The sequence below is a fragment of the Pseudomonas sp. GD03875 genome (assembly GCF_029840585.1).
GTDB lineage: Bacteria > Pseudomonadota > Gammaproteobacteria > Pseudomonadales > Pseudomonadaceae > Aquipseudomonas > Aquipseudomonas paralcaligenes.
In genome coordinates, this window is sequence record NZ_JAOCCV010000002.1 from 156,703 (window position 1) to 169,190 (window position 12,488).

Genomic DNA, 12,488 nt, shown 5'->3' on the forward strand with positions numbered 1-12,488 from the left:
TGATGCTGCCGCCGCCGCTGCTGATCGCCCTGCAGTTCCTCACCCGCCTGCCGGTGCGCCTGCCCGGCATGCCCGAGGCGCGGCAGGTCGGCCGCTCGCTGCTCTGGTATCCGCTGGTAGGGTTGCTGATCGGCGGCCTGCTGCTGGGGTTGCACGGGCTGCTCGGCGACACCCCGGCGCTGCTTCAGGCGGCGCTGTTGCTGGCGGTTTGGGTCGGTCTTTCCGGCGGCCTGCACCTGGACGGCCTGGCCGACAGCGCCGACGCCTGGGTGGGCGGTTACGGTGACCGGGAGCGCACCCTGGCGATCATGAAGGACCCGCGCAGCGGGCCCATCGCCGTGGTCGTGCTGGTGCTGGTGCTGCTGCTCAAGTTCGCCGCCCTGGTCGTGCTGCTGGAGCGCGACGCCTGGGTCGGCCTGTTGCTGGCGCCCTGGCTGGGCCGCGCGCTGCTGCCGCTGCTGTTCCTGACGACCGTCTATGTGCGTGCCGGAGGCCTGGGCCAGGCGCTGAGCGAGCATCTGCCGCGCGAGCGCTTGCCGCTGCTGCTGGCCGTCCACGCCCTGGCGATGCTGCTGCTCGGCTGGAGCGCGCTGTGGGCGCTGGCCGCCGCGGCGCTGTGCTTCTGGCTGCTGCGCCGGGCCCTCGTCGCGCGCCTGGGCGGCACCACCGGCGACACCGCCGGCGCCCTGCTGGAACTGGGCGAGTGCGCGGTGCTGCTGGTCCTTGCGTTGATCGCGTAGGGCGGGTGAAACCCGCGTGACCCGGATGCGGGTTTCACCCGCCCTACGGTGTTCATCTGTGCCGCTGCCTTATCGTCCAACTGTAACTGCCTGTCCGGTGGATACGGGTATATACCTGTATCCATGCTGCCTACCCAATGCCTCTGCACCAAGTTGCGCCGCGCCAGCCGCGGCGTGACCCGTATCTACGACGACGCCCTGGCCGACGTCGGGCTCAATGCCGCCCAGTTCTCGCTGCTGCGCAACCTGCAGCGCCTGGGCGAGCCGAGCATCTCGGCGCTGGCCGAGGCGCTCGGGCTGGATCGCAGCACCCTCGGGCGCAACCTGCGGGTGGTGGAGGGCAGGGGCCTGGTGCGGCTCGGTGACGGCGCCGACCAGCGCAGCCGGCGGGTGGCGCTGACCGAAGCCGGGGCGCATGTGCTGGCGCGGGGCGCGCCGCTGTGGGAGCAGGCCCAGCAGGCGCTGGCGCAGCGCCTGGGCGAGGACCAGCGGGCGGCGCTGATGCGCCTGCTGGACGATCTGGAAACCATCGATTGACGGGCGCGGCCCGCGGAGACACACACATGACTGATCCGTGGCGCAAGGCGGGCTGGGTCCTGCTGGGAGCATCGCTGATTCTCGCCCTGTCCCTGGGCATCCGGCACGGCTTCGGCCTGTTCCTCTCGCCGATGAGCGGCGAGTACGGCTGGGGGCGTGAGGTGTTCGCCTTCGCCATCGCCCTGCAGAACCTGATCTGGGGCCTGGCCCAGCCGATCACCGGGGCCCTGGCCGACCGCCTCGGTGCGCGCCGCGCGATCATCGGCGGCGGGCTGCTCTACGCAGCGGGCCTGGCGCTGATGGCCGGCGCCGATTCGGCGCTGTCGCTGTCCCTGAGCGCGGGCCTGCTGATCGGCATCGGCCTGTCCGGCACCTCCTTCTCGGTGCTGCTCGGCGTGGTCGGTCGCGCGCTGCCGGCGGAGAAGCGCAGCCTCGGCATGGGCATCGCCGCCGCCGCCGGTTCCTTCGGCCAGTTCGCCATGCTGCCGGGCACCCTGGGGCTGATCGGCTGGCTCGGCTGGTCCTCGGCGCTGCTCGCCCTGGCCATGCTGGTGGCCCTGATCGCGCCGCTGGCGCTGATGGTGCGTGACGAGCCCCTGCCGGCGCCCGCCGGCACCGAGCAGAGCCTGGGCGAGGCGCTGCGCGAGGCCTGTGGTCACTCCGGCTTCTGGTTGCTGGCGCTGGGCTTCTTCGTCTGCGGCTTCCAGGTGGTGTTCATCGGCGTGCACCTGCCGTCGTACCTGGTCGATCAGCACCTGCCGGCCTCGGTTGGCACCACGGTGCTGGCGCTGGTGGGCCTGTTCAACGTGTTCGGCACCTACATCGCGGGCTGGCTCGGCGGCCACCTGTCCAAGCCGCGCCTGCTCACCGCCCTGTACCTGCTGCGCACCCTGGTGATCGTCGCCTTCGTCTACTCCCCGCTGACCGAGTGGAGCGCCTACGCCTTCGGCATGGCGATGGGGCTGCTGTGGCTGTCCACGGTGCCGCTGACCAACGGCACGGTGGCCACCCTGTTCGGGGTGCGCAACCTGTCCATGCTCGGCGGCATCGTGTTCCTGTTCCACCAGATCGGCTCGTTCCTCGGCGGCTGGCTGGGCGGCTACCTGTACGACCACACCGGCAGCTACGACCGGGTCTGGCAGCTGTCTATCCTGTTCGGCCTGCTGGCGGCGGCCCTCAACTGGCCGGTGCGCGAGCAGCCGGTGGCCCGCCTGCGCGCGGCGGAGCCAGCGTGAGCCGCCGGCTGGGCGTCGGCCTCGCCGCGCTCCTGCTCGGCGCCCTGCTGGCGCTGGCCTGGTGGGGCTGGAGCCGTGGCGGGCTGGCCCTGCTGCAGTTGAACATGAACCTGTGCTGAGCATTGCCGGGGCGGGCGCGGGCGAGTAGCGTTGCCGCTATTCACGTTCGGAGAGAGATCGACATGACCCTGCGCATCGCCCTGCTGGCCCTGGCCTCGCTGTTCGCCGCTCCACTCTGGGCGGAGGAATGTCCGCCGATGCTGCAGGGCGACCTGCAACAGTTGCGCTCCAAGGAGCGCATCGACCTCTGCCAGCGCTTCGCCGGCAAGCCGCTGCTGGTGGTCAACACCGCCAGCCGCTGCGGCTTCACGCCCCAGTTCAAGGGGCTGGAGGCGCTCTACCAGCACTACCGGGCGCAGGGGCTGGAAGTGCTCGGCGTGCCTTCGGACGACTTCCGCCAGGAGGCTGACGACTCCGCGGAGACCGCCAAGGTGTGCTTCATCGACTACGGCGTGACCTTCGCCATGAGCGAGCCCCAGGTGATCCGCGGCGACGATGCCATCCCCCTGTTCCGCGAACTGGCGCAACAGAGCAGCGCGCCGCGCTGGAACTTCTACAAGTACGTGGTCGGCCGCGACGGCAAGGTGATCGCCAGCTTCTCCAGCCGGACCAAGCCGGACGACGAGGCCCTGATCGACGCCATCGAGAAGGCCATCGCTCCCTGATTGCCGGGCGGGCGCGCCGGCAAGCCTGCATGCAATCCCTGGTGCGCATGGCGCACCCTACGAAGCGGGCATGAAAAAGCCGGGCACTGGGCCCGGCTTTTTCGTGGCCGCAGGGGCTGCCGTCAGAAGCGGTAGCTGGCTTGCAGGCCCACGCCGTGGGCGCTGTTGTTGTACTCGGCGCTGAAGCCCGGGGCGATCTCCACGCCGGCCAGTTCGGTGGCGGACTGGTTGACCTTGGCGGGGTTCTCCTGCAGGTAGGAGTAGGCCACGTCGATGCTCAGGTCGGGGCTCGGCGTCCAGCCGGCGCCCAGCGAGAACACCTTGCGGTTGCCCACCGGGATGCGCACGGAGCGGTGGGCGTTTTCCGCCGGTGACGGGTCGATGGCGAAGCCGGTGCGCAGCACCCACTGCGGGTTGAGCTGGTAGGAGGCGCCGATGGCGTAGGACCAGGTGTCGTGCCACTTCAGCTCTTCGCTGATCTCGTCCAGCACGCCCAGCGGGGTGCCTTCGTTCTCCACCACGATCTTGTCCAGGCGGCTCCAGCGGGTGAAGGTGCTGCCCGCGTAGAGGGTCCACCGGTCGTCGAGCTTGTAGCTGATCGAGGTGTCGACGGTTTCCGGGGTGGTGAAGTCCAGCTGGCCGTCGTAGTCGCCGTTGAACAGGCCGACCAGGCCGGTGCCGCCGGTGACCCGGGTGCGGCCTTCCAGGGTGTAGTCGACCTTGGAGTGGTAGGTCAGGCCCCAGGCCAGCCGGTCGGTGATGTCGACCAGCACGCCGGCGTTGAAGCCGTAGGCCACGTCGTCGCCCTTGATGCCGACCTTGGTCTCGCCAGTGCCGCCGACGGCGCTGTTGTCCAGCTTGTTGACCAGCTTGCCCTTGATCTTGTTGATGGTCGGGCCGAAGCCCACGGACACGCGGTCGTTGATCGCGTAGCTGATGGTCGGTTGCAGGGTGACCACTTCCACCTTGCTGTACTGGCCCTTGAAGCGGCCGCCGAAGCTCTTCTCGTAGTCGCTGATCAGCGCGTAGGGCACGTACAGGCCCAGGCCCCAGCTCCACTGTTCGTCGATCGGGCTGGCGTAGTAGGCGAAGGGCACCGGGGTCAGGGGCACCATGTCGCCCTTGGAGGTCGGCGCGCTGGCGTCGTCCAGGTCCACCTGGGCCTTGACCAGGCCGAAGCCGCCGACCACTTCCGGGCGCTCCAGCTTGGTCAGGCCGGCCGGGTTGCCGAACAGTACGGTGGCATCGTTGGCGGTGGAGGCGCGGCCGGCGAAGGAGGTGCCCATGCCGCTGACGCTCTGTTCGTTGATGGCAATTCCGTTGCCCAGGCTGTGAGTGGAAATCGCGCCGACGGCCAGTGCGATGGAGGTCTTCAACCAGAGATTTTTCATTAGGGTGCTCACGAACGGTGGAACCAGGGGGCGGCAAGCTAACGGTTTTGCCGGGCCTTGCCAACCGCTCTGGAACGGGCTTTTTGTGAAGTTTCGTTAAGCGGGGACCGGCTTGGCAGTGACTTGCAAGTCTCTGAAAAGGTTCAGCCTTTTTTCCGTCAGGCGGCCTGCGGAGCGAGCGGTACGTGCTGCCGCCAGGCCTGCAGGAAGTCGCGCAGGCGCCCGTGGGGCTGGAATACCTGGCGCCAGGTCCGGGCCAGTCCATGGAGGTCGTGGGCCTCCGGCAGCGGGGCCTGTTCGCTCTCCACCAGCATCCAGGCGATGGCCGTGGCGTAGCGCAGGTTGACGGTCAGTTCGAGGTGCGGCGCGGCGAGAAAGGCATGCTGGCTGGCCAGGCCGCGGACCAGGCTGGCGAGGTCCGGGTCGCGCGCCAGGTGCAGGTCCCAGAGCTGCCGGTGGCGGTCTTCGCTGATGCGGTAGAGGCCGTAGCCCTCGCCGCAGGTCAAGGCGCTGCCGAGGGCCGACTGGCTGGCGGCGGTCCCCAGCAGCAGGGCTTCCGCGGCGGGAGAGTGGCGACCCAGGTAAAGCAGGGTCGGGCGGATGACGTGCTGGCACAAGTCGCTGGCGGCAATTCCCATAAGGCCCTCGCGAAAGGTGCCGGCGGGGTCAGGTGCCTGGCAGCTGTTCTTGATTCTAATAAGACCCCGCCGGGAGCGGGGTTAGCCGCTCGATTTGAAGTGTAGTGCTACAAATCGAGTGTAAAGGACTGTTTTTAAACTGTTTCGTGGCGCAGGTCGTGGCCCATATGCTCATGGGTTCTTAACGCCCGCCTTCGATGTGCCCGTAGGGTGCGCCGCGCGCACCGTCTGCTGGAGCGGCTCGACACCGCCGCGCAGGGTGCGCGGCGGTCGCTCAGGGCGCATGGGGGCTGGCCTCGGTGCGCGCGGCGCACCCTACCGGTACTCGTCCTATTTAAGGTGCTCCACCTGCAGCTTGGTGAAGCTCACCGAGCCGGCCTCGGTGTTGTTGCCGGCGTTGTCCTGCACGTAGCTGCCGGCCTTGAAATAGAGAGTCTGCGCGGCCCAGGCCGGGTCCAGCTTGGCGCTCCACTTGGCCGTCTCGGTGGTTGGTGTCTTGGTGTACACCGCCAGGGTGCCGCCCTTGGTCAGGGTGATGGTGTAGGAGAACGCGCCGCCCAGCGGCACGTTGCGCTGCACGATGACGCTGGACGTGGCGATGCCCGGCTTCAGGCGGTAGATGGCGACGATGCTGCCGGTCTTCGTCGAGCCGCTGTACTGGTACTGCAGCTTGATGGGCGGATCGTCGCCTTCCACGTTGTGGATCTGGCCGACCACGATCTTGCCGGTGGACGGCACCTGGGTGACCTTCAGGGTCGCGCGCAGGTGGTTGTCGGCTTCCTTGTACTTCCAGTTGCGCAGCTTGCCGTCGGCATAGGTCTCGCGCAGTTCGCTGCGCGGGTACTTGGCGTTCTTGGTGGTGGTGCCGTCGACGGGGGCCCAGAAGAACAGGGTGCCGTTGATGTGCCTGAAGTAGTCGTCCTGGTAACCGGAAGACAGCAGGGGGGTGGTGATGGTGGTCGCCGGCTCGCCGACGGGGATGGTCAGGTTCCAGGTGTTGAGGTCGATCATGTCGCGTGTGGCTCCGAGAGAAACTGGAAAATTCATTCGGAGCGCAGGTCGATCACGACACTTAGAACTGCCTAGCCGCCCTGCCAGTATCTCGCACACGAAATGAAGCGCTTGCCCGCCTGGACGGCGATGCCGGCCGGGCTTGGCGCGCTTTATACGGAGCCACCGGAGCTTTGATAATCACCGTTCGTCGTTATATTGGCGTCTATAAATTGGCGTTAAATTGACGGCCGATTCCCTATTTCTATGGGATTGATGCGCAAGGTGTTTTTCACGACGAAACGGCACGAGCCGAGCCCGCGTCAGAGCGTCGGCGGCGACGAACGGAAGCACCGGGATAGAGGGTGTCGGGCAGGAGCGGGGATGGCGGAGGCGCAGCGAAGCGGCGGAGGTATCGCGGTGGCGGGACGGCGATACCCCCGAGCCGGGCCTACTGGCCCGGTGTCAGCAGCAGGCGCTTGCTGCCGTAGACCTTGTCGATGTTGCGGCCCTGGAAGGGGAAGCTCATGTAGCCGCCCTTGAGCCAGGCCTCGATGCCGTCGGCGTAGTGCGGGCTGGCCGGATTGCCCGATTGGCCCGAGCTGTTGACCCCGATCATCGGCTCTTCCAGGCCGAAGTCGACCACGATGCGCATGGCCGGGACCAGCCATACGTCGAAGTCCTTGCCCCAGGCGTAGGCGGCCACGTTGAGGGTGCCGTGGTCGCCGCCGGCCGGGTAGGGGCCGCGGTCCAGATAGCCGGCGATGGACTCGATGCCGCTGCGCTGGCTGGCGCTCAGGTAGGGCGCCATCTTGGTGGCGTTGCTGGTCCAGCGGTACTGGTGCAGCTTGCCCCACTGCCAGGCGTTGCGGTCGGCGCCCAGTTCGCGTTCCAGGTAGGCGATCGCGCCGGCCAGGCTGCGTGCCAGGATGGCGGCCTTGTCTTCCTTCTGCGGCGTCTTCACGTCGTCCCAGAACGGGCTGTCGTCGCGGCCCAGCAGGTGGTCGGCCTGGGCCGAGTAGCTGTTGTTGGCGATGTCCACCAGCGCCTGCCAGGCCGGGCCGGTTTCCGGGCCCAGTTCGTCGAGGAAGGTGGCCTTGGCGCTTTCCTGGAGGAAGGCGCCGTACAGGGCGGCGTCGGCGGAGGTGGCGGCGAGGCGGCCGTCGAAGGCCATCAGGCGCTTGTGGGTCTCTTCGGCCCGGGCCCGCTCGGCGGCCGGCAGGGCGGCGATGGCCTTCTTCAGCGGCTCGGCCATGCCCGGTGCGTCGAACATCGCCTGCAGCTTGCCGACGAAGGGCGTGGTCTGGTCATACTGCATGGCGATCATGCTCTTCTGGTCGTGCCTTCCCGTGCCGGCCAGCTGCGCGATGCGCTCGGCGCGTTCCGGGTAGAACCAGGAGTTGGACAGCTGCATGCCGTAGCCGCGCGGCACGATGCGGTGGTTGGCGGTGCCCAGCCAGCCCTGGGCCGGGTCCTGGTCGTAGGGATGCAGCATGGGGTCGGCATGGCCGTCCCAGTCGTAGGCGCCGTCCCAGGCGGGCGACGGCACCAGGCCGGTGCCCTGTTTGCGGTTCGGGTAGCGGCCGGTGACCTGCCAGCCGATCTGCCGGGCATCGGCGAACACAATGTTCAGCGCGGCGGCGCGGATCTCGCGGGTGGCCTCCAAGGCCTGTTCCACCGACTGGGCGTTGGACAGGTCGAAGAAGGCGTCGAGCGAGCGGTCCGCCTCGCCCTGGATGGTGCGCAGCGCCAGCCCGTAGCCGCTGGACAACGGCAGCGGCTGCAGCGGTGACTTGCGCTCGCCGAGGGCCGAGTTGAGCAGCGGGCCGTTGCGGGTCTCCCAGATGGTCTCGCGAATCGGCTTCTGGCCACGGATGAAGAAGGTTTCCTGGCGCTCGCGGACGGGCTGCCACTTGCCGTCGGCGAGGTAGTGGAGGCGGTTGCCCTCGCGCTTGACCTTCTCCAGGAACAGGTCCTGGTTATCGCCCATGACCATGGTGATGCCCCAGGCCAGTTTGCCGTTGTAGCCGGCGACAACGGCCGGTACCCCGGCGATGGACACGCCGGCGGCCTGGAATTTCGGCGAGCGGATCTGCACGAAATTCCAGATCGAGGGCATCGACAGCGGCAGGTGGGTGTCGTTGGCCAGCAGGCTCCTGCCGCTGCGGCTGTTGCGCGGGGCGATGGCCCAGTTGTTGGAGGCGGCGACGCCGAGCATGTTGAGGGCCGCCACCTGGCCGGCGGCCTGGTTCACCGCGGCCAGGCCCGGGATCCTGCCGGCCAGGCTCAGGCCACGCAGCTTCTCGGCTTCCTCGAAGGGCAACGGTTCGTCCGGGTAGGTGGGCAGCAGCCAGGCGAGCTTGTCGGCGCCCACCTTGTCGGCGAGGGTCAGCGAGGCGATCTCCTCCTGCAGGTTGACCGACAGGCCGAAGTTGAGCAGGCAGAACAGCAGCACCGAGTCTTCCGGCTTCCAGTAGGCCGGGCGGTAGCCGCTCGCCGCCAGGTCCATCGGCAGCTTGTCCTGGTAGCGGAACAGGTAGGCGTTGACGCCGCGGGCATACACCTCGAAGAACTCCTTGAGGCGCGGCGAGGCGTTCTTGTACAGCACCTCGGCACTGGCGCGCAGGTTCACCGTGCGCATGAAACGGTCGATCTCCAGCACGCCGGGGCCGTTCATCTCGGCCAGGCGGCCCTCGGCCAGCAGGCGCATGCCGACCATCTGGCTGAGGCGGTCGGCGGCGTGCACGTAGCCCAGGGTGAACAGGGCGTCGTGGAAGGTGGTGGTCTCGATCAGCGGCATGCCCAGCGGGTTGCGCCGCACCACCACGCTCTGCGCCAGGCCCTGGACGCGGACGATGCCCTGGTCCGGGTGCACGCTCCTGGCGTAGCGGCTGTCGAGGAAGGACTGGCAGCCACCGAGGAACAGGCTGCTGCCCAGGGTGGCGGCGGCGGTGAGGAACAGCGGACGGAACAGGCGCGAACCCATGACTGGCTCCTGGCGCAGGGAGACGGACGATGGGGCGGATTGTAGAGGGCGGTAGGAGCGAGTTCTACTCGCGAATGGCGCGCCGTGCGGGCGTTCGCCGGCAGAGCCGGCTCCTACGGGGAGGGCGCCCGGGTCAGGCGCCGTGGCACTTCTTGAACTTCTTCTCGCTGCCGCAGGGGCAGGGGTCGTTGCGGCCAACTTCCTTCAGCGGGTTGCGTACCGGCTCCTGGTGGTGGTTGCAGTGCGGGCCGTGCAGGTGACCGTCGTCGTGGTGGTGATCGTGGTCATGGTTGCAGTCGGGGCCGTGGACATGGGGTTGCTGAGTCATGAAGCTCACTCCGGAATGTAATCGGCGGGGATTATCTCGCCATTGCGCTGCACATGCACGTCGCGGCCGAACATCACGCCGGTGCGGACCTTGCCGCTGAGGCGGTAGCGGATCGGCTGGTCCGGGTCTTCCAGCGCCTTGACGATGCCCTTGAGGTGGCGCCACAGGTTGGTCCGCACCGGCACCTCGAACTCCCGGCGGCCATGGGCGGGCACGTTGATCCACTGGCTGGACTCGCCCTCGGCCAACTGGATGCCGTTGAGCTGGATGTCGTAGCTCAGGCGGCGTACCGGCAGCTCGAAATCGTTGGGGTTGTCGACCCGGAAACGCAGGGAGAACTGCTGTTCCAGCAACTTGGCCTTGATCACATCGACTTTGACGAGGTGGACTTCCGGGTCCGCGAAATCGCCGGTGAACCAGCTGGTACAGCCCGAGAGCCCTGCTTGCAGGGCGAAGATGACGGCGAGGGCGATGATATTGGTTCGCGCCTGTGAAGACATTGCGTTACTCCGGTGGACGCCCCAGTGTAACAAGCGGTTGCTTGGTAGCCATAGGGCTTGGCGCCGTTTCGTCGCGCCGTGAACGAGGCGGAAACCGGCCCTGGCTGTTGGCGGAATGAAACTGCGCCATACTGGTGGCCGAATTGCACAGGAGTTGGACCATGAGCCTCTACGAGATCGCCTTTGCCGGGCAGGTGGTGCCAGGCGCTTCGCCGGACCAGGTCAAGGAGAACCTGGCGCGGCTGTTCCAGGCCGATGCCCAGCGCATCGCGCTGCTGTTTTCCGGGCGGCGCATCGTGATCAAGAGCAACCTGGACGCGGCGGGGGCGGAGAAGTACCGCGCCACCATGGAGCGCGCCGGCGCGCTGGCCATCGTCCAGCCGCTGCAGGTGGAGGAAGTGACGCTGGCGCCGCCACCCGCGCCGCAGCCGGTCGCCGCCCCGGCTCCAGCGGCGCCCGCGCAGGAGGCCCCGGCCAGGAGCGCCGCCTCCGCGAAGGTGATTCCGCGCGACGAGTACATGGCCGCATTCAGCGATGTGGAAGCGCCCGACTTCGGCATCGCGCCGATCGGCGCCGATCTGCAGGACGCCAGACCTGAGGCCCAGGCGCCGCAGGTCGACCTGTCGCAGTTCAGCTTGGCGCCGGTCGGCAGCGACATGGGCCAGGCCAAGACGGCGCCGGCCGGGCCGCCGCCGGACACCTCGCATATCAAGCTGCAGGAGTGATGGACGAGGCCCGCCGACGCGGGCCTCTTCGCATGGGCGTCAGCTGCCGCTGGCGCTGCACTTGGCCTGGGCCTCGGGCGGCGTCAGGTTGCGTACCGAGGTGTAGAACAGCTCGCAGGTCTGCACCTTGTCGGTCACCTGCCACTTCTGCGTGCAGGCATCGAGGGTCTTCTGCGGGTCGGCGGACGGGTCCTGGCCCATGCCGGCCTGCCAGCAGGCGGCGCTGATGTCCTGTCCCATCACCCGCAGCCCAGCGGCGTCGGCCTTCTGCTGGTCGCCGTCGTAGTTCTCCGGGTCGGCCGCGTACCAGATGTAGCTGGGATGGTTGGCGCCGAGCACTGGCACGCGCTGGCCCGGCGCGGGGCTGATCTCGTCCAGGCCGAGCACGCCGATGTTCGCCTTGTACTGGCTGTTGACCCAACTGCGTACCGGCCCGCCGAAGGCCACCATGGGCAGGGCCTGGCCGTCGCCGGCGGTGAGCTGGGCGACCATGGTCGTCTGGTAGTCGGTGAAGTAGCCGTAGACCCCTTCGAGGTCGCCGCCGGCGCTGGCTGGCGCGGCGATCGGGGCGATGTCGATGATGGTCTGGAAGGCCGGGGTCTGCGCGGTCGGCACGCCGTTCTCGGTGAGCAGCGAGGCCCAGCGGTCGGTGGTCTTGGACTCCAGGTAGTCCTGCGCCTGGGTCAGCGAGTAGTCCGGTGGGAAGTGCAGTAGCTCCACGCTCTTGCGGTTGTCCAGGGCCATGCCCAGGGGCAGGAAGAAGTACCAGCTGTATTGCCACTTGTTGTCGCCGTTGAGTTTGCTGGCGCCGTCGAAGGCCAGATCCCCGGCGTTCAGCAGGTCGGTCAGCGGCTTGCCGTAGTCCTGCGGCACGCCGCTGAAGCTGGCCGAGAGGCTGTCGCCGTCGCGGCTGACCTTGACCGTCGCCGCGCCGTAGCCGTCGCGTTCGAGGCTCTGCTTGAGGTAGTGCTCGGCGGTCTGTTCGAGGGTCCAGTCGCGATAGCAGATCACGCTGCAGTTGTTGGGGTAGGCGAACAGGCGGGTGACCCGCTCGCTGCTGCCCAGGTCGACCCTGACATCGTCCGCGTGGACGCCCGCCACGGCCATCAAGGCGGCCAGGCCGGCCGCCGCTCCACTGTGCTTGTGCTTCATCTACTGCTCCTTGTTGGCCCCGATTCCCGTCGGGGGCTGTAACAAATGAAGCAGAGTTTTCGCCGAGGTCTAGCCCAGGTAGGGGCTGCAGCACTTCTTGAATTTCTGCCCGCTGCCGCAGGGGCAGGCGTCGTTGCGCCCGGCCTTCAGCGCGGCCGTGGGGTCGAGGAAGTACCAGCGGCCATCGCGCTGGACGAAGGCGGAGCGCTCGCGGTGGCTGTGCTCGCCGCTGCCGTCGTGCCAGCGGGCTGTGAAGGTGACGAAGGCGTGTTCGGGCTGGGCGCCGATCAGCTCGCTGCCTTCCACCTCCAGCCCCAGCCAGGTGCTGCCGAGACTCCAGGCGCGGATGCCGTCCCGGTCCAGGCCGGCCTGCTGGGCGGGCAGGGTGGTGGCGACCAGGTAGTCGACCAGGCCCAGCACGTAGGCGCTGTAGCGCGAGCGCATCAGGTGTTCGGCGCTGGGCGCCGGGGTGCCCTGGTGATAATGGCCGCAGCAGGCGTCGAGGGCACTGCCGCTGCCGCAGGGGCAGGCTTGGCTCATG

At 68.3% G+C, this 12,488-nt stretch carries 14 protein-coding genes; 6 read left to right on the forward strand and 8 right to left on the reverse strand.

The features are described from left to right. Window positions 1–2: 2 nt before the first annotated feature. The 5 genes from N5D30_RS02205 (at window position 3) to N5D30_RS02225 (ending at window position 3,237) form a co-directional block, all read left to right on the forward strand. Window positions 3–740 carry an adenosylcobinamide-GDP ribazoletransferase gene (locus N5D30_RS02205; protein WP_279907481.1) on the forward strand — a complete coding sequence of 246 codons (738 nt, stop codon included), beginning with the start codon at window positions 3–5 and terminating at the stop codon, window positions 738–740. Between the two features lie 123 nt (window positions 741–863). Beyond that, window positions 864–1,277, forward strand: coding sequence for a MarR family winged helix-turn-helix transcriptional regulator (locus N5D30_RS02210; RefSeq protein WP_279907482.1), 414 nt, complete (start codon window positions 864–866; stop codon window positions 1,275–1,277). Window positions 1,278–1,303: 26 nt separating this feature from the next. Next, entirely contained in the window at window positions 1,304–2,512 is a 1,209-nt protein-coding gene (locus N5D30_RS02215; protein ID WP_279907483.1) for an MFS transporter, read from the forward strand. Further along, window positions 2,509–2,631 (forward strand): hypothetical protein, encoded by a 123-nt coding sequence (locus tag N5D30_RS02220; protein ID WP_279907484.1) that lies wholly within the window; start codon window positions 2,509–2,511, stop codon window positions 2,629–2,631. The genes N5D30_RS02215 and N5D30_RS02220 overlap by 4 nt, the downstream gene beginning before the upstream one ends. 63 nt (window positions 2,632–2,694) lie before the next feature. Then, on the forward strand, window positions 2,695–3,237 hold the full coding sequence (locus N5D30_RS02225; protein ID WP_279907485.1) for a glutathione peroxidase: 543 nt from the start codon (window positions 2,695–2,697) through the stop codon (window positions 3,235–3,237). A 122-nt stretch (window positions 3,238–3,359) separates the two neighbouring features. Here the strand turns inward: N5D30_RS02225 and N5D30_RS02230 are convergent, their stop codons facing one another. The 6 genes from N5D30_RS02230 to N5D30_RS02255 all read right to left on the reverse strand — a co-directional run bounded on the left by N5D30_RS02230 (window position 3,360) and on the right by N5D30_RS02255 (window position 10,070). After that, window positions 3,360–4,628 (reverse strand): outer membrane protein transport protein, encoded by a 1,269-nt coding sequence (locus N5D30_RS02230; protein ID WP_279907486.1) that lies wholly within the window; start codon window positions 4,626–4,628, stop codon window positions 3,360–3,362. 158 nt (window positions 4,629–4,786) lie between these two features. Continuing rightward, window positions 4,787–5,266 carry a hypothetical protein gene (locus tag N5D30_RS02235; RefSeq protein ID WP_279907487.1) on the reverse strand — a complete coding sequence of 160 codons (480 nt, stop codon included), beginning with the start codon at window positions 5,264–5,266 and terminating at the stop codon, window positions 4,787–4,789. Between the two features lie 330 nt (window positions 5,267–5,596). Continuing rightward, a complete protein-coding gene (locus N5D30_RS02240) occupies window positions 5,597–6,277 on the reverse strand; it encodes a polysaccharide lyase family 7 protein (RefSeq protein WP_279902300.1) in 681 nt (226 codons plus the stop codon). A 430-nt stretch (window positions 6,278–6,707) separates the two neighbouring features. After that, complete coding sequence (locus N5D30_RS02245; protein WP_279907488.1) at window positions 6,708–9,242, reverse strand: penicillin acylase family protein; 2,535 nt, start codon at window positions 9,240–9,242, stop codon at window positions 6,708–6,710. A gap of 133 nt (window positions 9,243–9,375) precedes the next feature. After that, window positions 9,376–9,570: an SEC-C metal-binding domain-containing protein gene (locus N5D30_RS02250; RefSeq protein ID WP_279907489.1), complete on the reverse strand. Its 195-nt coding sequence runs from the start codon at window positions 9,568–9,570 to the stop codon at window positions 9,376–9,378. A gap of 5 nt (window positions 9,571–9,575) precedes the next feature. Next, on the reverse strand, window positions 9,576–10,070 hold the full coding sequence (locus N5D30_RS02255) for an LEA type 2 family protein (protein WP_279907490.1): 495 nt from the start codon (window positions 10,068–10,070) through the stop codon (window positions 9,576–9,578). A gap of 161 nt (window positions 10,071–10,231) precedes the next feature. On the opposite strand from N5D30_RS02255, the gene N5D30_RS02260 reads away from it, so the two are divergent. Next, the gene (locus tag N5D30_RS02260; protein WP_279907492.1) at window positions 10,232–10,795 is read left to right on the forward strand and encodes a hypothetical protein; all 564 of its coding nucleotides are present in this window, start codon (window positions 10,232–10,234) and stop codon (window positions 10,793–10,795) included. Window positions 10,796–10,834: 39 nt separating this feature from the next. Here the strand turns inward: N5D30_RS02260 and N5D30_RS02265 are convergent, their stop codons facing one another. Beyond that, complete coding sequence (locus N5D30_RS02265) at window positions 10,835–11,902, reverse strand: hypothetical protein (RefSeq protein ID WP_279907581.1); 1,068 nt, start codon at window positions 11,900–11,902, stop codon at window positions 10,835–10,837. 114 nt (window positions 11,903–12,016) lie between these two features. Continuing rightward, window positions 12,017–12,487, reverse strand: coding sequence for a YchJ family protein (locus tag N5D30_RS02270; RefSeq protein WP_279902295.1), 471 nt, complete (start codon window positions 12,485–12,487; stop codon window positions 12,017–12,019). Window position 12,488 lies beyond the last annotated feature (1 nt).

Bases quoted from the DNA above. Each gene is read 5' to 3' on its own strand.
- N5D30_RS02210 (WP_279907482.1), top strand. From the start codon at position 864: ATGCTGCCTACCCAATGCCTCTGCACCAAGTTGCGCCGCGCCAGCCGC.
- N5D30_RS02265 (WP_279907581.1), bottom strand. From the start codon at position 11,902: ATGGCCGTGGCGGGCGTCCACGCGGACGATGTCAGGGTCGACCTGGGC.
- N5D30_RS02250 (WP_279907489.1), bottom strand. From the start codon at position 9,570: ATGACTCAGCAACCCCATGTCCACGGCCCCGACTGCAACCATGACCAC.
- N5D30_RS02215 (WP_279907483.1), top strand. From the start codon at position 1,304: ATGACTGATCCGTGGCGCAAGGCGGGCTGGGTCCTGCTGGGAGCATCG.
- N5D30_RS02270 (WP_279902295.1), bottom strand. From the start codon at position 12,487: ATGAGCCAAGCCTGCCCCTGCGGCAGCGGCAGTGCCCTCGACGCCTGC.
- N5D30_RS02240 (WP_279902300.1), bottom strand. From the start codon at position 6,277: ATGATCGACCTCAACACCTGGAACCTGACCATCCCCGTCGGCGAGCCG.
- N5D30_RS02230 (WP_279907486.1), bottom strand. From the start codon at position 4,628: ATGAAAAATCTCTGGTTGAAGACCTCCATCGCACTGGCCGTCGGCGCG.
- N5D30_RS02205 (WP_279907481.1), top strand. From the start codon at position 3: ATGCTGCCGCCGCCGCTGCTGATCGCCCTGCAGTTCCTCACCCGCCTG.
- N5D30_RS02260 (WP_279907492.1), top strand. From the start codon at position 10,232: ATGAGCCTCTACGAGATCGCCTTTGCCGGGCAGGTGGTGCCAGGCGCT.
- N5D30_RS02235 (WP_279907487.1), bottom strand. From the start codon at position 5,266: ATGGGAATTGCCGCCAGCGACTTGTGCCAGCACGTCATCCGCCCGACC.
- N5D30_RS02245 (WP_279907488.1), bottom strand. From the start codon at position 9,242: ATGGGTTCGCGCCTGTTCCGTCCGCTGTTCCTCACCGCCGCCGCCACC.
- N5D30_RS02255 (WP_279907490.1), bottom strand. From the start codon at position 10,070: ATGTCTTCACAGGCGCGAACCAATATCATCGCCCTCGCCGTCATCTTC.
- N5D30_RS02225 (WP_279907485.1), top strand. From the start codon at position 2,695: ATGACCCTGCGCATCGCCCTGCTGGCCCTGGCCTCGCTGTTCGCCGCT.